This is a genomic window from Pseudomonas sp. 910_23, assembly GCF_052850795.1.
Window position 1 is genome coordinate 111765 of the sequence record NZ_VXCZ01000014.1, and the last position, 16855, is coordinate 128619.

Genomic DNA, 16855 nt, shown 5'->3' on the forward strand with positions numbered 1-16855 from the left:
AGGGAATGGTTGTTCCCTTTCCAAGGCCTGCAACGCAGGCTGGCCCGCTTTAAGGCACAACCCGAAGGGCCGGGCCTGCTGTTGTGCAGGGCTGCGTTGCTCGAAGCTTATTTGGAATGACCAAACCACGCTTCTCGCGCCTTGCCCTGCACAACAGCAGACCCGGCGCGACGGGGAAACTAATTGAGAACGCCCCCTAGGTGCGATTGAGAATATCGCCAGGCACTGGCGTTTTTAGCGTAGTGGAGCCCGGCGCCCGCACCTGAATAATCAACAGCGCCGCAATCACCGCCGGAATCGCACAGAAGAAGAAAATCTGCCCCACCGGTATATGCATCGCCAGCAACATACTGCCGAACAGCGGCCCCAGGATTGATCCAAAACGCCCTACCCCCAACGCCCAGCCCGTGCCGGTGGCGCGCACCTGCGCCGGGTAGAAATTGCTCGCAAAGGCATTGAGGGTCAGTTGCCCGCCGATGATGCAGAACCCGGCGGCGAACACGCAGGCCACCAGGTAACGTGGATTGTCGTGATTCAAGCCCAGCAGGATGGTGCACAGCGCAGCCGCCGCCAGCACCCCGGACAGCAACCGCACTTTGCTTTTCAGGCGGTCGGCAAACCAGGCCATGAGGATGGCGCCCAAGGTGCCGGCAAACAGGAACATGGACGTGACCAGGTTGGCTTCGTTCAGCGCCAGGCCGCTTTCGAGCAACAGCGATGGCAACCAGCTGATCATGAAATACAGCAAAATCAGGCTGACAAAAAAAGTCGCCCAGATCAGCAGCGTCGGGCGCGCGTAGCCGTTGCGAAACAGCTCCACCACCGTCAGTTTGCTGCCTTGTTCCTGCAGGTTTTCAGCCTCGGTCGCGGGCGGCGGTTGCCAGTCGGGCAGCATCCGCGCCGTGACTTTGCGCAGACGCTGATACGGCGGCGCATCGCGCAACAGGCGTGGCAAGGATTCGGGCAACAGCCACACCAGGAACGGGAACAGCAGCAACGGCGTTACCCCACCGGCCAGGAACACCGCCTGCCAACCAAAGCTGTCGATAAACCCGGCCGCCACAAAGCCGCCCGCCGCGCCGCCGAACGAAAAGCCGCAGGCCGCCAGGGTCACCATCAAGGTGCGCATGCGCGGCGGCGAATATTCAGACATCAATGCCATGGCACTGGGCATTGCGCCCCCCATGCCGATGCCGCAGATAAACCGCGCCGCCATCAGTGTGGTGAGGGAATTGGCAAACACCATCAGTACGGTGAGGCTGGCGTAGATCAGCACACAGGCCAACAGGATGCGCCGCACGCCGAAACGATCCGCCAGCGGTGTCACCAGCAGCGAGCCGAGGGTCAACCCAAGCAGGTTGGCGCTGAACACCGGCCCGAACGCAGCTTTTTCCAGGCCCCAATCCTGAGCCAGCGCCGGCACTACATAGCCCAGCACCTGGGCGTCGTAGCCATCGGTGACCAGCAGCAACGCCAGCAACACGAGAATCAACCACTGGTAGCGCGACACCGGACGGGCGTCGAGTGCCGCGCGAAAGCTGGCAATCTGATTGTGCATCGCAAGATACCTTTATTTTTTATTAGGTTGGCACGATCAAAGGTGGGAGGGGCGGTGCGTCAGGTTGATTGGCGGGGTGGGCCTGTACGAAAGCCGGATGCTGCGCCGCCAACGCTGCCACTCGCCCAATGCGCGGGTAAGCCACCAGCGGCACCTTGAAACGTTCGGCCGCATACAGCTGTGGAATCAGAAATGCATCCGCCATGCCTGGCTGCTCGCCAAAGCAGAAGCCCTTATCTCCAATCAACTGCTCCACCGCACCCAGCCCCTGGCTGACCCAATGGGCGATCCATTCAAGCAACTGCGCTTCATCGTGCCCCCACTGACGCAACAGGTTCTGCGTGCTGGAGTTGTGCAGCGGGTGGATATCGCAGGCGATGATCGACGCTACCGCCCGTTCATGGGCACGGGCTGCCGGATCGCTGGAGAGCAGTGGCACCTGTGGATAACGCTCCTCCAGGTACTCGATGATCGCCTGTGACTGGATCAACGTCTCCCCTTGATCAGTACGCAACGCCGGTACACGTCCTTGAGGGTTGATCGCCAGGTACTCGGGCTGGTGATTGGCGCCGCCTGCCGGGACCAGCAGGTTGACTGGCAGCGCGGTGAAATCCAGGCCCTTGAGCGCCAGGGCAATACGTACCCGATACGACGCGGTGGAACGGTAGTAAGTATAGAGTTCCATGACCCTGCCCTCTTAACGTGCCGCAACCACAGTACCGCGGCATTCACCGAAGCCGATGCTGGCAAAACCTTCGCGGCGGCAACGGCCACGCAGGATGATTTCGTCGCCGTCTTCAAGGAATTTACGTACCTCGCCCGAGGCCAATTCAATCGGTTTCTTGCCGCCTTCGGTAATTTCCAACAGGCTGCCGAACTGCCCCGGCTGCGGCCCGGACAAGGTGCCTGAACCAAACAGGTCGCCGGCCTGCAACTGGCAACCGTTGACGCTGTGGTGCGCAACCATTTGCGCCACTGTCCAGTACATATGCTCGGTATTGCTCAAGGTCAGGCGATGGGCGGGCAGGTTCTGCTCGCGCATTGAGGTGGTGGTGAGCAGCACTTCCAGCTCGATATCAAAGGCGCCCGCGTTCTGATCACGTTTATCCAGCAGATACGGCAGCGGTTGCGGGTCGCCCTCGGGCCGCGCCGGTTGCGCTTTGCGAAAGGGCTCCAGCGCTTCGGCGGTCACCACCCATGGCGAAATACTGGTGATAAAGCTTTTCGACAGGAACGGGCCCAGCGGCTGGTATTCCCAGGCCTGGATATCTCGCGCCGACCAGTCATTGAGCAGGCAGAAACCGGCGATATGCTCGGCCGCATCGCCGATGGCAATCGCTTCGCCCATGGCATTACCATGGCCGATCCAGATGCCAAGCTCCAGTTCGTAGTCCAGGCGCGCGCAGGGGCCGAACGTCGGTTCGGACTGGCCGGCCGGCAGTGTCTGGCCTTTGGGGCGCCGGACCTGCGTGCCCGACGGGCGAATGGTCGACGCCCGGCCGTGGTAACCAATCGGCACGTACTTGTAGTTGGGCAACAGGGGGTTATCCGGGCGAAACAGTTTGCCGACGTTCTGCGCGTGCTCGATGCCGACGTAGAAGTCGGTGTAGTCATTGATCTTCGCCGGCAAGTGCATCTGGCAATCGGCGGCGTGGTGCAGCACCTGCGCTTCGCGCTGTTGCAGCTGGCTGCCTTCGGCCAGCAGCTCCAGCAGGCGCTCGCGTAACGCCACGCGTGGCCCACGGCCAAGTTCAAAAAAGGCGTTCAATTGGCCACCCGCTGTTGCCTCAACGGCACGCCGGGCATCACCGTCAAATTCATCCAGCGCGGCGTGCAGGTCGAGGACCATATCGCCGATCGCCACGCCACAGCGCGGGGCCGAGCCGTTGATACTGAACACGCCCAGGGGCAGGTTCTGCAGGGGGAAATCCACGTGACCGTTGGCCGAGGCCACCCAGCTGCGGGTCTGCGTTGGTTGCGTCATGGGTTATCTCCGATTCGGGTTGAAGGTGGCGGGCAGTGAGGCCCAGCACGCGTCGTAAGCAGGTTGCAGCTGCGGGCACTCCAGAGCGAACTGGGTCGGGCGCAGCACTTGGCTGGTCTCGAACATGAAGGCCATGGTGTTATCGATCTTGTGCGGCGCCAGGTCCGCATTGATGGCCTTGGTGCAGGTCTCGCCATCCGGGCCATGGGCGCTCATGCAGCTGTGCAGCGACGCGCCGCCGGGCAGGAAGCCTTCGGCCTTGGCATCGTAGGCGCCCTGGATCAGGCCCATGTATTCGTTCATCAGGTTGCGATGGAACCATGGCGGACGGAAGGTATTCTCGGCCACCATCCAGCGCGGCGGGAAGATCACGAAGTCGAGGTTGGCCAGGCCATGCACGCTGGTAGGTGAGGTCAGCACGGTGAAGATCGACGGATCCGGATGATCGAAACTCACCGTGCCGATAGTGTTGAAACGACGCAGGTCGTATTTGTACGGCACGTTGTTGCCGTGCCAGGCGACCACGTTGAGCGGTGAATGGTCCAACTCGCAGGCCCACAGTTCACCAAGGAATTTCTGTACCAGCGTGGTCGGTTGCTTGAGGTCTTCGTAGCGGGCCACTGGCGTGAGGAAGTCACGCGGGTTAGCCAGGCCATTACTGCCGATGGGGCCCAGGTCGGGCAGGCGCAGCGGGGCGCCGTGGTTCTCGGCAACATAACCGCGTGCGTGTGCATCCAGCAGTTCGATACGGAATTTGAGGCCACGGGGCAGCACGACAATTTCCAGCGGCTCGACGTCCAGCGCGCCCAGTTCGGTGGCGATGCGCAGGCGGCCCTGCTCCGGCACGATCAGCAGTTCGCCGTCGGCATTGAAGAACACGCGCTCCATGGAACGATTGGCGCGGTAGGTGTAGATGCTGATGCCCGAAGGTTTTTCCGACCCCGAGTTGGCCACCATGCCGACCAGTCCATCGATAAAGTCCGTCGGCTCACTCGGAATATCCAGCGGGTTCCAGCGCAGACGATTGGGCGTCACTGCGCCCAAGGGTCCACCGGCCAATTGCTGCGCAAGCTTGATGAACGCCGGGTGATTGGCCGACGGCTGGATGCGGTACAGCCAGGTGCGCCGGGCTTCGCTGCGCGACATGGTGAAGGCCGTGCCGGAAAACAGTTCGGTATACAGCCCGTAGGGGGCCTTCTGCGGCGAGTTCTGGCCGGCGGGCAATGCGCCAGGCAAGGCTTCGCTGGCGAATTCGTTGCCGAAACCCGAAAGGTATTCGAGGGTCATGGATCATCCTCTGTGGGTCAGTTGTATTTATCGTAATCCAGTTACGCATAACGTAATTTGATCACTGTTGACCGTCAAGCTATAAAGACGCCCATTCATCTTTCGGATTCTCGCCCTTCCATGGAAAAGCCCCGCGACACCGGTAAACAGAAAGTCCGTTCGGCGGAAGTCGGCACCGATATTCTCAAGGCTCTGGCCGAATTGTCCCCGGCCACCTCGCTGTCACGTCTGGCCGAACATGTGCAGATGCCGGCGAGCAAGGTCCACCGCTATTTGCAGGCGCTGATTGCCTCCGGATTTGCCGAGCAGAACACCGCCACCAACCATTACGGCCTGGGCCGGGAGGCGTTGCGCGTGGGGCTGGCGGCGCTGGGCAGCATGGATGTGTTGAAAGTCGGCGCCATGCCCCTGGCCGAGCTGCGCGATGAATTGAATGAAACCTGCTTTCTGGCGGTGTGGGGCAACCAGGGCGCGACCGTGGTACAGATCGAGCCGGCAGTGCGCGCCGTTACTGTGGTGACGCAGTTGGGCTCAGTGCTGCCGCTGCTCAGTTCGTCCACCGGGCTGGTGTTCAGCGCTTACCTGCCGTCACGGGAAACGGTGGAACTGCGCGAACGCGAGGTTCAAGCCGGCACCGCTCATACCTTGGCAGACGATCAGGCCTATGCCAGCGTGTGCGAACAAATCCGCAGCCGTGGCCTGCACTTTGTGCATGGCCTGCTGATGCCCGGCGTGGATGCGTTGTCGGCGCCGGTGTTCAATGCGGTCGGGCAAGTGGCGGCAGTGATGACCGTGGTCGGCCCGACCTCACTGTTCCATGCCGATGAAGATGGCCCGGCGGCGCAGCACCTGCTGGCGGCGACCCGGGCCGTGAGTTGGCGCATGGGCTATCAGCCCTGAATCAATCGTCGTTGCGTGACAGCGCCACTGCCACGCGATCCTCCAACGCCTTGACCTGCGCGCCGGCCACTACGTAGTTGTTGGTCAGCATCGCGAACACCAGCTTGCGCCCACCGGCGTCGGTGATGTAACCACTCAATGACGACACGCCGCCCATGGAGCCGGTCTTGGCGTGCAGGTTGTTCTGCGCCTGCGTGTCGCGCAGACGGTAGCGCAGGCTGCCGCCGGTCATGCGGTCGGTGTTGCCGGCAATCGGCAGCGCGTTGTACCAGGTGTCGAACCACGGCTGTTTGCTGGCGGCCAGTAGCAGGTCGGTGAGGGTTTGCGACGACACCAGATTGCGCCGCGAGAGGCCGGAGCCGTCGACCTGACTGAACGTGCTGGTGTCCAGCCCCTGACGCTTGAGAAACCCGGCCACCGCCACGGCGCCCGCCGCTGCCGTGCCGCTATTGGCGGTCTGGCGCCCCATGGCCTTGAGCAAGGCTTCGGACATGTTGTTGTTCGAGAGCTTGAGCAACGGCGTGATCAACTCCTGTAACGGTGCCGATTGGTGCTCGGCCAGCACCGTCACTGCAGCCGGGCTTGCCCCACCCATCACTCGACGCCCCAATACGGTGATGCCCTGTTGCGCCAAGGCCTGTTCGAATAGATTCGCGACCAGTTGCGTAGGCTCCCAGACGCTGACCAATTGCTGGCTCTGCCGCCCCGGCGCCACTGCGCCGCTGAGCTGCAACAGGTTGGTGCCATGGCGACGGTTGATCCCATAGCTGTTGCCCGGCCCACTGATGGCGCGGTTGCTCAGTTGCAGGTAATCGGTGGGCGGAAAAATCTCGACACTTACCGGCGAGCCGGCCCGCAGCGCAGCCTTCGCGGTAACCAGTACGCTGCCTGCATCGAAATCCGAATCAGGCGACACGGTCAGCGCTGAAATCTGCGCGCCGTAGTAGGTGGTTTCGTCATCGTGAGACCAGTCGACACCCAACCGCTCAGCGTCGAACCAGGTGTCATCGAACACCAGGTCGCCCTGCACCTGGCGCACGCCCTGGCTGGCCAATTGCGCGGCCAGGGCCTGGTAATCGGCGAACTGAACGGTCGGGTCGCCGAGGCCACGCAGGTACAGGTTGCCGGTCAAACGGTCGCCCTGGCGTATGCCATTGCTCAGCAGTTGGGTGGCGAAGCGGTATTGCGGCCCCAACACATCCATCGCCGCGGCGGTGGTCAGCAACTTGAGGTTGGACGCGGGCACCAGCCGGGTGCGAGGGTTGTGCTGATACAGCGTGGCGCCACTGCGAGCATCGCGCACCATCAGCGACACCGTAGCGCCGTGCAGCGCCGGGTCGCTCAACAGTTTATCCAGGGTTGCCGGCGTGGAAGTTTGGGAGACGCTGGCGCAGCCGCCCAGTAAAAAACTCAAACCGACCAGCAGGGTGCCGGTGCGTAACCATTTTACAAAGTGCATCGTTGCGTTTTCCATAAGCATGCAATGGCGGCAACGCTAACAGCTCGCTATCAATGTGGCGACCGCTTTCCTGTGGGAGCTGGCTTGCCTGCGATGCAGACAACTCGGTGTATCAGGCAAACCCAGTCGATGCCATCGCAGGCAAGCCAGCTCCCACAGATAAATGAATCAGAAGGTCAAGGTGCTGGATACCGACACCTGCCGCGCATCGCCCATGGACACAAACTGCGTATTCACCGATGAGGTGTAGTAAGTACGATCGAACAGGTTCTTCACATTGAGCTGGAACTTGACCTTCTGCCCTTCAAGCCGGGTGTCATAGCTGGCGAACACATCGGCCACGGTGTAGCTGGGCAGTTCGAAACTGTTGGCCGCGTCCCCTGCCCGCTCGCCGACATAACGCGCCCCGGCGCCGACACGCAGTTGATCGCCGCCCAGGACACTGCCGAAGTCATACACCGCCGACAACGAGCCGGTGCTTTTTGCCACATTCTGCAGGCGATTGCCTTTGAGCTTAGGGTCTTCGGTAACCTCGGCATCGGTGTAGGCATAGCTGCCAATCAGGCTCCATTTATCCGTCAGCTGGCCGCTGGCATCCAGCTCCAGACCGCGAGAACGCACCTTGCCGGCCACGCTGTACTCCGAGGTCAGGCCCTCGCCTACCTGCACCAATACGTTGCGTTTATCGATCGTGAACAGCGCGGCACTGGCGGTGATGCGCCCCGGCAGGTCGAACTTGGTACCCAGCTCCCAGGCTTTGGATTCTTCCGGCTGCAAACTGCCACTCAACACGGTTTTATTGGCCAGCGGCGCGATGGTGGAGTTGGGTTTGAACGACTCGGTATAACTGCCGTAGAACGACAATTGATCAGTGTAGCGATACACCAGCCCGGCCCGAGGTACCCACTTCTGGCCATTGCCGTCGGTGTTGGCGGTGAACGGCACGCCTTTGCCGGCGTATTGATCGTACATCTGGTAGCGCGCACCGCCGACCAGGATCCATTGATCGTTGAGGTGGATGGCATCCTGGAAGAACAGCGAATCGCTGCGCAGCAGATCGGTCTGGTTGCTGTCCGGCGCGCTGACTTTGGAACCGGCGACTTCATTGCCGTATACCGGGTTGTTGTAATCGAAGGTGCCCCGCGGCGCCTGGCGGATCAGGTCGGCACGGTAGATCTTGCGGTACTCATCGTCCAGGCCGAACACCAGATCGTGCTGCATACCTGCAACATCGACCCTGCCTTCGAGGCTGGCGGTGGCGAAGCGGTCGGTGGTCAACGCGCCCTGGGTACCGTCCATGTTACGGGTCAGGGTGCCGTTGGTGTTGACCTTGACCACGCGCACCTGACTGGCGTCATAGGTTTCGCGATTCCAGCTGTAGCCGAAGTGAGCTTTCCAGTCGTCGTTCAGATCATGATCGACGGTCAGGCGGTACAGATCGGAGCGACCTTCCATGTTGTTGAACGGTTCATCCAGACGCCGGGTGGCGGGGATGTTCAGCGGGTGGTTGGTCTTGGGATCGATGGCGGTGCCACGGTCGAACGGCGCGAGAAATTCGCGGTGTTCATAGGCCAGCACCACTTGGGTGGTATCGCCGTACCAGGCCAGGGACGGCGCCACCAGGGTCTCGCGATGGGTGCCGTAGTTACGCCAGTAATCTTCGTCTTCATGATCGACAATCAGGCGATAAGCCAGGCCGCTGTCGCCGAGGGGGCCGGTGGTGTCGAGGTTGCCGCCACTGCCGTTCTTGCCGCTGCCGAAGGTCGAGCCGCGCGCGGTCAGGGAGGTGGACTGCATCAGCTCAGGCTTTTTGCTGACGATATTGACCACGCCGCCCGGGTCCTGGATGCCATACAACAGCGAGGATGGGCCCTTGAGCACTTCAATACGCTCGGCGGTAGCGTTCATGGCACGGCCCTGCACCACCGGCATACCGTCCTTCATGATCGAGCCGTTACGGTTGTCGCCAAAACCACGCAACATCACCGCGTCCTGAGTACTGCCGAGGGTGTTGGACTGGGTGATGCCGCTGATATTGCCCAGGGCGTCATCCAGGTTGCGCGGTTGCTGGTCGCGCAGCACCTGAGCCGGCACCACGTTGACGGTTTGCGGGGTTTCCAGCAGCAACCCATGGGAGCGCATCACCGAACTGGTGGGCGGCGGCTGATAGCTGGTGCTGTCCTGCGTCGGGTTGGCCGCGCTGATGGTGGTGGCGCCAAGGTTGACCGCGCCGTCGCTGGGCAGCGGCTCCAGGGCCAGGGTGCGGGCGTCGATCTGGCGGAAGGTGAAACCTGTATTGCTCAGCAGACGTTGCAGGGCCTGGGTCGCGCTCATCTGCCCACTGAGCGCCGGGGCATTGAGGCCATAAGGCGCTTCATCGGTGTAGATCACACTGATGCCTGTGACACGGCTGAACTCGCTCAGGGCCTGGGGCAGTGGTTTGGCTGCCAGGGCAAAATTGAACTGGGCGCTTTGCTGCTCCTGCGCACGCGCAACGCTCAAAGGCAGCAACGCCAGCCCTGACACCGCCAAGACCGAGGCTCCCAGCCACTGTTTTACCCAACCACCCGCCGTTGACTTCATGCTGTGAGAACCCGTGTAGAAAACGCTGTTAATGCGAATAGATCGCAGTTTCATGCACTACACGGATGGGCCGGGGATTTACCTCACATGAATCAGTAAATAATTTCGATCATTGCTTGCCACTCGTCGCGAGACACTCCTTGGCACTCTTCTTCAGCTTCTTGATCAGCCGCTCCTGGCGCAACGCCTCACCCTTGCTCGCGCATTGTTCGGTGTACACCAACGCCACCGCCGGGCTGGACAAGAAAAACCGCGCGCCCTTGCCGCTTTGGTGGCAGGCAAAGCGGCGCACCGGGTCATTGCTGATGCCGCAATACAACGAGCCATTGGCGGCACGCACCAGGTAGACGAACCAGGGTTTGGGTTCTACAGGATCAGTCACAGGGCAATTTCGGCAAACCAGAGGAGCGCCAATCTTATCAACGACCGGCCTGGAATGCCTTCAAGCCTTTAAGCGCCTGGGCCCGCACCGCATTTTTCAGCGCCGGCGACCAGCCCAACAGCAGCCCTTTCAAGCCCAGCGCCTGGCGCGACCATCGCCACAGGTCGAAGTGATCGTGGTGCTCGCAGATCTTGCCGTCGCGAAACACAAAGCGCGCACCGATGTCGTTGACCACCGTATTGCCCGTGGCACTGAACAGGTACGTCGCCACCCAGTGCGCGCTGCCTGTGCTGTCATCACTGCGCACGTGGTCGAAGGTCAGGGAGAAATCCTTGGCCCGCGTGGTGAGCATTCGCCACATATCCCCCGCGTCGCGCCCGCGCAACTCGCCGAAGGCCGGGTCGCTGAACACCACGTCTTCGGTGTAGCAGGCGGCCATGGCTTCGGCATCCAGGCGCTGGAAGGCACTGTAGAACGCGGTGATCAGGGCGTTATGGGCATCACTCATGGGCAGGCTCCGCAGGTTTCGAAAGAATAAGCGCACGATAGGCTGCCCACACCGCGCTGGCTACTGACATTCGCCAGGCAAATGCAGGAGCCTACGGCACCATCCCAGTGCTGCGAGCGTAGGCGAACAGGTCTACATCGGTTGAGATACTCAGCCGCTGCATAGCCGTGCTTTTCTGCTTACTGATGGTAGAGATACTGCGGTTGACCTGTGCCGCAATCTGGCTGACGGTCATGCCGCTGGCCAACATGCGCACCACCTCGCGCTCCTTGCAGGACAATTGCGGCACCTGGGACTGATCGCCCGTACCCGCCTCTACCATTTGCATCCGCAGGGATTCACTGGCGAACGTCTGGCCGGCACACACAGCCTTGATCGCCTGGGGCAGCTCCTTGGCCGAAGCACTTTTGGCCACCACGGCCTTGGCACCATGGGCGAAGGAAGCACGCAGGGTGGCGACGCTGGCGAACATGGTCACCAGAATCACCGGCAACTGCGGATATTGGCGGTGCAACAGGCTCAACAGCCCGTAGCCGTCGGCCTGCTGGCCGCCTGGCATGGCAAAGTCTGTGACGAGCACGTCACATGGGGTTGTCCTCAACAGTTCGAGCAACTGATCGGGGCCGTCGGCTTCCGCGACCACTTTGCACCGGCCATGCGCCTCAATCACGACTTTCTGCCCGATACGCACAATAGGGTGATCGTCAGCAATAATTACTCGAAGCATAGATTCCCACGAATGATGGCAAACTGAATCCGCGCAAAATACCCCCGCTGGCGCTCATCAACAACCGCTAACAAAGTGCTGCTGGCAGCCACGCTCAATGTTCAGTAGCTCACACTTTTTTGCCTACAAAACAATAAGAAAATACCTACAGCAAAGACAAGATCAACGGATTGCAAAACGCTCTGCGCCAACACTACCTCTCAGACTTCAGAGAGGTACTCGAGATAGACGAACAAGCGCGCCAGGAACAACTCCAATTGCACCTTGTGCGCAGCAACACCCTGGGACTGGACCTGTTCGATCAGCTTCACGGCGCTGGCTTCAAGGCCAGTACCGCCCAAAAACACCAGGCTGCCCACCAATCGATGGAGGCGCTCAGCCGTCAGTGACGAGTTCAACGTCAAGCAGGCATGGCGCAACACGCGGTGGTCTTCCCAAGCCTCGAACAACAGGGTTTCCAACAATTGATCGACGATACGCTCGCTGCCAAACATGGCGACCAACGTGGCACGGGTTGGCCAGCCGGCGAGCGGCGCAACAGCCTTCTGGACGACATACGCGTCATCCACGCCCGGCAGCCAGCGTGCCAACACGGCGTGCAGCTGTTCAAGGGTCAATGGCTTGAGCAGCCAGGCATCCATACCGGCGTCGCGGCAACGCTGGGGGCTGTCGTTTTGCAGGTTGGCGGTCAAGGCAATGATCGGCACTCGCCTCTGCCCGTTGTCGCACTCATGCTGGCGAATAGCGCGAGCCATGCTGTAGCCGTCCATGAACGGCATCTGGCAATCACTGATCACCAAGTCGAAGGGCCGGCTGGCAAAGGCCGCCAGCCCGACGTACCCATCGTCGGCCAATTCGTATCCCAACCCCAGTTTCTGCAGCAAACAACCCAGCAACAGGCGGTAGGCTGAATGGTCTTCCACCACCAGCACGCTCAACTGCTGCCAATGAAGCGGGGGGGCACCTTGCGGCTTCAATTTGCGGTTCGCTCCTGCTGTTGAACCTACCAGCGAACCCATCAGTACCTCTATCGTGACTATTGATCCGGCAGTAATCTCCGGCACTGGTGCAATAGCCCTTGAGACCTCTCATGTAGCAAATACCCATTCAGGGGATATCTATAATCTTTTGAGCCTGACCGAGTCGATACAACAACTACGAAAAGCACCACCGCCCCCCTCTCCCGGCACGTCCTTCGCCCCCCCCGCCAATGTCGTATTAGTTGTATTTCCCCCGCGCGCCCCCCTCGCTAGATTGTGCCCACCCCAAAGAGGGACGACTTGCCACTCCCCGGCAAGCGCAAAAAAATCGAGATCGCCTCCAGGCAACCACCCGCCCACACACGACCGGGCGTTGCCCTGGCGGGCCTCAATCTGCCAGCTTGTAATGGAACAATTTGAAATGAAGACCTCTGTATCCCTACTGAGCAGTGCCCTGCTGCTCGCTATAACGTCATCCGCTTTCGCCGCCAGCAGCGTCGACCTGACTGTCAAAGGGTTGATCACGCCCAGCGCCTGCACACCCAACCTGCCGGGTGACGTCGATCTTGGAAAAATCGCCGCAAAAGATCTGAATCAAGACAGCTATACGCCGCTTGAGAAAAAGACCCTGCAACTGAGCGTCAATTGCGACGCGGCGACGCTGTTTGCAATCCATCCCGTCGACAATCGAGCCGGTTCCGCCGCGTCCGGCTTCGCCTTTGGCCTGGGCTTGATCAACGAAACCCAGAAGCTCGGCCTGTATCAGTTGACGTTCAGCAACCCCGTCACTGAAACACCATCCACCCTGATTGCAATGTACAACTCCGAGGGCCGATGGACAGACCTCCTTACGGATGAGGTCATTGCCCCCAACGATCTGGTGGCGCTGGGCAGCCGCGGTGAGAACGGTTGGGCCCCCCACCCGATCAAAGACGCGCTCATGGACATGACGCTGCACACCTTGATTGCACCTGCAAGAAACCTGACCTTGACTAGCGAAGTGGCAATCGACGGCTCCGCGACCTTTGAAGTGAAGTACCTGTAAATGGACGTTTCCCAGATGAAGCCCCGCCTGCCCCTGTTGAGCGGCGCGCTGTTGCTCACCATGACGTCATCCGCTTTCGCTGCCAGCTCCGTGGACCTGACCGTCAAGGGCTTGATCACACCGAGTGCCTGCACCCCGAACCTGCCAGGGGCTGTGGACTATGGAAAAGTCGCAGCAAAAGATCTGAACCTCGACAGCCATACCTGGCTTGAGGACCAGACATTACAACTGAGCGTGAATTGCGAGGCGGCGACGCTGTTTGCCATCAAGCCCATCGACAACCGAGCCGGCTCCTCAACGTTTGGCGCCTACGGCCTGGGTGTAGCCAACGGCACAGAAAAGCTCGGCGGGTACCAACTGATGTTCAGTAACCCCGTCGCCGAAACACCTTCGACCTTGCTCTACCAGTACGAACAGCGCCCCTGGGCGCCGCTCTATCCGGAGGACCCGCTGCAAGACGATATGTTGGTGGCCCTGGGCAGCCGTGCCGATTCCGGCTGGGCCCCGCACCCCGTGCAGAACGCGCTCATGGACATCACCGTGCACACCGCCATTGCACCCGCCAACGGCTTGAGCCTGGCCAACGAAGTGGCGCTGGACGGCTCCGCAACTTTTGAAGTTCTGTACCTGTAACCCATCATCTTCGTACTAAGGAAGGTTCAAACGATGACTTACTTAAGAGCCACGCCCCTGGCCGTCCTATTGTTGACCATCTCGCCTCTCACACTGGCCGCCAGCAGCCTGGACCTCACCGTCAAAGGCATCATCACGCCAAGCGCCTGCGCGCCAGAGGTCTCCGGCGGTGGCAATGTCGACTTCGGCAAGGTGTCGGTCAAGGATCTCAATAGCGACACCTACACCGACCTGCCCCGAGAAACCATGCTCTTGAGCGTGCATTGCGAAGGGCCGACGTTTTTTACCCTGAACACCATCGACAACCGCGCCGGCACCACCGCCAGCCACTTCAGCTGGCACGGCCTGGGCATGACCCCCAACGATGAAAAAGTCGGTGATGCCGGGCTTGGCCTCTACCAGCCGGTGGCCGACGACGTGCCGGTACGCACCATCGTCTCAAGGGATGGCGGCGCAACCTGGATGCCCTCCGTGATGCTCAGCCACACCGTGCTGACAGCGGTCGCCAACAACGACGGCGTGGTACCGATTGCGATCCAGAAGCTGGAGGCCGAGATCCGCCTGATCACTCACATCGCGCCCGCCAGCAACCTGACACTGACCGACGATGTGCCTATCGACGGTCACGCCACCGTGCAAGTCAATTACCTCTAAGGATAAGGAGACCCGATGAATATTCGATTGACCACGCTGGCCGCCAGCGTACTTCTGCTCAACTCAGCCACTGCCTTCGCTGCCTCCAGCGTCGACCTGACCGTCAAGGGGCTGATCGTGCCCAGCGCCTGTATACCCAGCCTGTCCGGTGGAGGTGTGATCGACCATGGCAAGATTTCCGCTAAAGATCTGAAACCTGACAACCCGACAGTCATTGGCAACCATACCCTGATCCTGGCCGTCAATTGCGATGCGCCGATCCAATTCGCCCTGCACTCGATCGATAACCGTGCATCCTCAGCTATCTCTTCGAGTTACGGCCTGGGCTTTATCAATGACACCCAGAAGCTGGGGGGATACAGCCTCACGCTTGCCAATCCACTGGCCGAGGATGGTGTAGTGGTGCAACCCATTGCATCGTCCGACCAAGGTAATACCTGGTTCAAAGAAAAGTTCTGGGATCCGGGCCTGTACATGTCGATCGCCGCAATGGATGACGACAGCCAGCCGCTACCTGTCAAAGACCTGCTGGTCGATCTGCAAGTGCAGACCTTCATCATGAGCACTGCCGGCATGGACCTCAGCAATGAGGTGACCATCGACGGCTCCGCCACCCTTGAAGTGAAGTACCTGTAACCCATGGCCGCCCACCCCTCGAACGCCGGCAGGCATGGGCTGCGCCTGGCGTTGCGCGTGCTCACGGCATGGGGGCGAAACGTGGCCATCGTGCTTGGCCTGGCCGCGATGACCGATACCCACGCAGCCTCGACCGTCGACCTCACGGTGACCGGCCGGGTGACACCGGATGCCTGCCACATCGAGCTGATGAATGACGGCATCATCGAGCATGACAAGATCCCCGCACATAGCCTCAACGTAGACGAGTTCACCGTGCTGCCCAGCCAGCTACTCGAACTGCATGTGCTCTGCGCCAGGCCCATGCTGTTTGCCTTGGTAGGCATCGACAATCGCGCCGACTCCTCGCTGGCCCCCGACTTTTTCTACGGACTGGGCAGAAACATCCACGCCCCCGAGGAGCGTCTCGGCTCCGTAGCGTTGTCCTATCGCAACGTAGTGGGCGATGCGCAGCCCATGCAGGTATTGGCCTCCACCAACAACGGGGAAACCTGGTCACCGGACCCCAACGCCTATCCAAGATCCTATATGGCCTTTGCACTGCTGGGCGACCGTCAACCGGACTTCATCAGCCAACTGACCGCGGAGCTTCAGGTGGTCACCGCCATCAATTTTTCGCAGTACCTGACGCTGGACCAGGAAGTCCCCCTCGACGGCTCCATCGTCCTGGATTTGCGTTACCTCTGACCGATACCTTTTGGCCTAATGGAAAACCCGTCATGACGACGACATTCTCAAACACCGCTGTCGGCCTTATCGCCCTGCTGCTGATACTCGGCAATCAAGTCAAAGCCGACGGGATGGTACCGGACACCTCCGTGGTGATCGTGTTCGAAGCCGAAGGCGAAGCGGCAGTGTCGGTGACCAACACCGACAGCCAACTCGCGCTGCTGCATGTGACCTTGCAGGATATTCCGGAAGACACCGAGCCGCTGCTGGTGGTGACACCGCCGCTGTCACGGGTCGAGGCGTCTAAATCCCAGTTGGTGCGCTTCATCCTGCAAAACCGGAAGCCGTTGCTCACCCAACGGCTTAAACGCGCAGTGTTCGAAGGCATGCCCCAAGGCCGTGCCGCGACCGCCGCCGGGCATGCCCGCGTGGGCGTGACCGTGCGCCAGAACTTGCCAGTGATCGTGCATCCCAGAGGCCTTGCCCCCAACCGCACGCCTTGGACCGACCTGACCTGGACCTTGCGCGACGGCCAGTTGCAAGTACGTAACGACACGCCCTATGTAGTGCGCCTGGCGCAGGAACTGCTGCTGTTGCCCGGCAACGGCAGGGCGATGCTGCCGCGCACTTACGTGCTGCCCGGCGAAGCCTTGAGCGTGCCGGCCAGCGGCGGGCAGGCCAACACGGTCAGGTTGCAGCCGGCCACTGTGTACGGCTTTGCGGTGAAAGCCTACGACGCACCGATCACCCTCTGACTGAAAACCGCAGGCGTCGCACCCCTGACCGCCGCCTGAATAACGAAGTGACGGCTCATTGACCGTCACCAGAACGCCTGGGCACACGGGGCCCG

General features: G+C 60.9%; 17 protein-coding genes. 7 read left to right on the top strand and 10 right to left on the bottom strand.

Translation table 11 applies throughout. The features are described from left to right. Window positions 1-196: 196 nt before the first annotated feature. From FW800_RS17770 to hmgA, 4 genes are read right to left on the bottom strand one after another with little or no spacing between them, the layout of a single operon-like run. Window positions 197-1558, bottom strand: coding sequence for an MFS transporter (locus FW800_RS17770; protein WP_446438136.1), 1362 nt, complete (start codon window positions 1556-1558; stop codon window positions 197-199). Between the two features lie 22 nt (window positions 1559-1580). Further along, window positions 1581-2243 (bottom strand): maleylacetoacetate isomerase, encoded by a 663-nt coding sequence (maiA, locus tag FW800_RS17775; RefSeq protein ID WP_446438137.1) that lies wholly within the window; start codon window positions 2241-2243, stop codon window positions 1581-1583. A gap of 12 nt (window positions 2244-2255) precedes the next feature. Continuing rightward, on the bottom strand, window positions 2256-3542 hold the full coding sequence (gene fahA, locus FW800_RS17780) for a fumarylacetoacetase (RefSeq protein WP_446438138.1): 1287 nt from the start codon (window positions 3540-3542) through the stop codon (window positions 2256-2258). 3 nt (window positions 3543-3545) lie between these two features. After that, window positions 3546-4829 (bottom strand): homogentisate 1,2-dioxygenase, encoded by a 1284-nt coding sequence (gene hmgA, locus FW800_RS17785; protein WP_446438139.1) that lies wholly within the window; start codon window positions 4827-4829, stop codon window positions 3546-3548. Between the two features lie 120 nt (window positions 4830-4949). Between hmgA and FW800_RS17790 the strand changes: the two genes are divergently transcribed. Further along, window positions 4950-5729 carry an IclR family transcriptional regulator gene (locus FW800_RS17790; RefSeq protein ID WP_032877646.1) on the top strand — a complete coding sequence of 260 codons (780 nt, stop codon included), beginning with the start codon at window positions 4950-4952 and terminating at the stop codon, window positions 5727-5729. A gap of 1 nt (window position 5730) precedes the next feature. Here the strand turns inward: FW800_RS17790 and dacB are convergent, their stop codons facing one another. The 6 genes from dacB to FW800_RS17820 form a co-directional block, all read right to left on the bottom strand. Next, window positions 5731-7188, bottom strand: coding sequence for a D-alanyl-D-alanine carboxypeptidase/D-alanyl-D-alanine endopeptidase (gene dacB, locus FW800_RS17795; RefSeq protein WP_248131723.1), 1458 nt, complete (start codon window positions 7186-7188; stop codon window positions 5731-5733). A 168-nt stretch (window positions 7189-7356) separates the two neighbouring features. After that, entirely contained in the window at window positions 7357-9771 is a 2415-nt protein-coding gene (locus tag FW800_RS17800) for a TonB-dependent siderophore receptor (RefSeq protein ID WP_032877649.1), read from the bottom strand. A gap of 109 nt (window positions 9772-9880) precedes the next feature. Further along, window positions 9881-10153 (bottom strand): GIY-YIG nuclease family protein, encoded by a 273-nt coding sequence (locus FW800_RS17805; RefSeq protein ID WP_032877650.1) that lies wholly within the window; start codon window positions 10151-10153, stop codon window positions 9881-9883. Between the two features lie 37 nt (window positions 10154-10190). After that, entirely contained in the window at window positions 10191-10661 is a 471-nt protein-coding gene (locus FW800_RS17810) for a nuclear transport factor 2 family protein (protein ID WP_032877651.1), read from the bottom strand. A gap of 91 nt (window positions 10662-10752) precedes the next feature. Then, on the bottom strand, window positions 10753-11388 hold the full coding sequence (locus FW800_RS17815; RefSeq protein WP_032877653.1) for a response regulator transcription factor: 636 nt from the start codon (window positions 11386-11388) through the stop codon (window positions 10753-10755). A gap of 200 nt (window positions 11389-11588) precedes the next feature. Beyond that, complete coding sequence (locus tag FW800_RS17820; RefSeq protein WP_103733365.1) at window positions 11589-12407, bottom strand: response regulator; 819 nt, start codon at window positions 12405-12407, stop codon at window positions 11589-11591. Window positions 12408-12789: 382 nt separating this feature from the next. Between FW800_RS17820 and FW800_RS17825 the strand changes: the two genes are divergently transcribed. From FW800_RS17825 to FW800_RS17850, 6 genes are read left to right on the top strand one after another with little or no spacing between them, the layout of a single operon-like run. Then, window positions 12790-13413 carry a DUF1120 domain-containing protein gene (locus FW800_RS17825; RefSeq protein ID WP_148853496.1) on the top strand — a complete coding sequence of 208 codons (624 nt, stop codon included), beginning with the start codon at window positions 12790-12792 and terminating at the stop codon, window positions 13411-13413. Between the two features lie 15 nt (window positions 13414-13428). After that, entirely contained in the window at window positions 13429-14046 is a 618-nt protein-coding gene (locus FW800_RS17830; protein WP_103733363.1) for a DUF1120 domain-containing protein, read from the top strand. A 33-nt stretch (window positions 14047-14079) separates the two neighbouring features. After that, window positions 14080-14700 carry a DUF1120 domain-containing protein gene (locus FW800_RS17835; RefSeq protein ID WP_032877657.1) on the top strand — a complete coding sequence of 207 codons (621 nt, stop codon included), beginning with the start codon at window positions 14080-14082 and terminating at the stop codon, window positions 14698-14700. Between the two features lie 15 nt (window positions 14701-14715). Continuing rightward, the gene (locus FW800_RS17840) at window positions 14716-15336 is read left to right on the top strand and encodes a DUF1120 domain-containing protein (protein WP_446438140.1); all 621 of its coding nucleotides are present in this window, start codon (window positions 14716-14718) and stop codon (window positions 15334-15336) included. Between the two features lie 3 nt (window positions 15337-15339). After that, the gene (locus tag FW800_RS17845) at window positions 15340-16023 is read left to right on the top strand and encodes a DUF1120 domain-containing protein (RefSeq protein WP_223017612.1); all 684 of its coding nucleotides are present in this window, start codon (window positions 15340-15342) and stop codon (window positions 16021-16023) included. Window positions 16024-16055: 32 nt separating this feature from the next. Continuing rightward, window positions 16056-16760: a fimbria/pilus chaperone family protein gene (locus FW800_RS17850; RefSeq protein ID WP_032877660.1), complete on the top strand. Its 705-nt coding sequence runs from the start codon at window positions 16056-16058 to the stop codon at window positions 16758-16760. Window positions 16761-16855: the final 95 nt, after the last annotated feature.

Bases quoted from the DNA above. Each gene is read 5' to 3' on its own strand.
- FW800_RS17770 (WP_446438136.1), bottom strand. From the start codon at position 1,558: ATGCACAATCAGATTGCCAGCTTTCGCGCGGCACTCGACGCCCGTCCG.
- maiA (WP_446438137.1), bottom strand. From the start codon at position 2,243: ATGGAACTCTATACTTACTACCGTTCCACCGCGTCGTATCGGGTACGT.
- fahA (WP_446438138.1), bottom strand. From the start codon at position 3,542: ATGACGCAACCAACGCAGACCCGCAGCTGGGTGGCCTCGGCCAACGGT.
- hmgA (WP_446438139.1), bottom strand. From the start codon at position 4,829: ATGACCCTCGAATACCTTTCGGGTTTCGGCAACGAATTCGCCAGCGAA.
- FW800_RS17790 (WP_032877646.1), top strand. From the start codon at position 4,950: ATGGAAAAGCCCCGCGACACCGGTAAACAGAAAGTCCGTTCGGCGGAA.
- dacB (WP_248131723.1), bottom strand. From the start codon at position 7,188: ATGCACTTTGTAAAATGGTTACGCACCGGCACCCTGCTGGTCGGTTTG.
- FW800_RS17800 (WP_032877649.1), bottom strand. From the start codon at position 9,771: ATGAAGTCAACGGCGGGTGGTTGGGTAAAACAGTGGCTGGGAGCCTCG.
- FW800_RS17810 (WP_032877651.1), bottom strand. From the start codon at position 10,661: ATGAGTGATGCCCATAACGCCCTGATCACCGCGTTCTACAGTGCCTTC.
- FW800_RS17815 (WP_032877653.1), bottom strand. From the start codon at position 11,388: ATGCTTCGAGTAATTATTGCTGACGATCACCCTATTGTGCGTATCGGG.
- FW800_RS17820 (WP_103733365.1), bottom strand. From the start codon at position 12,407: ATGGGTTCGCTGGTAGGTTCAACAGCAGGAGCGAACCGCAAATTGAAG.
- FW800_RS17825 (WP_148853496.1), top strand. From the start codon at position 12,790: ATGAAGACCTCTGTATCCCTACTGAGCAGTGCCCTGCTGCTCGCTATA.
- FW800_RS17830 (WP_103733363.1), top strand. From the start codon at position 13,429: ATGAAGCCCCGCCTGCCCCTGTTGAGCGGCGCGCTGTTGCTCACCATG.
- FW800_RS17835 (WP_032877657.1), top strand. From the start codon at position 14,080: ATGACTTACTTAAGAGCCACGCCCCTGGCCGTCCTATTGTTGACCATC.
- FW800_RS17840 (WP_446438140.1), top strand. From the start codon at position 14,716: ATGAATATTCGATTGACCACGCTGGCCGCCAGCGTACTTCTGCTCAAC.
- FW800_RS17845 (WP_223017612.1), top strand. From the start codon at position 15,340: ATGGCCGCCCACCCCTCGAACGCCGGCAGGCATGGGCTGCGCCTGGCG.
- FW800_RS17850 (WP_032877660.1), top strand. From the start codon at position 16,056: ATGACGACGACATTCTCAAACACCGCTGTCGGCCTTATCGCCCTGCTG.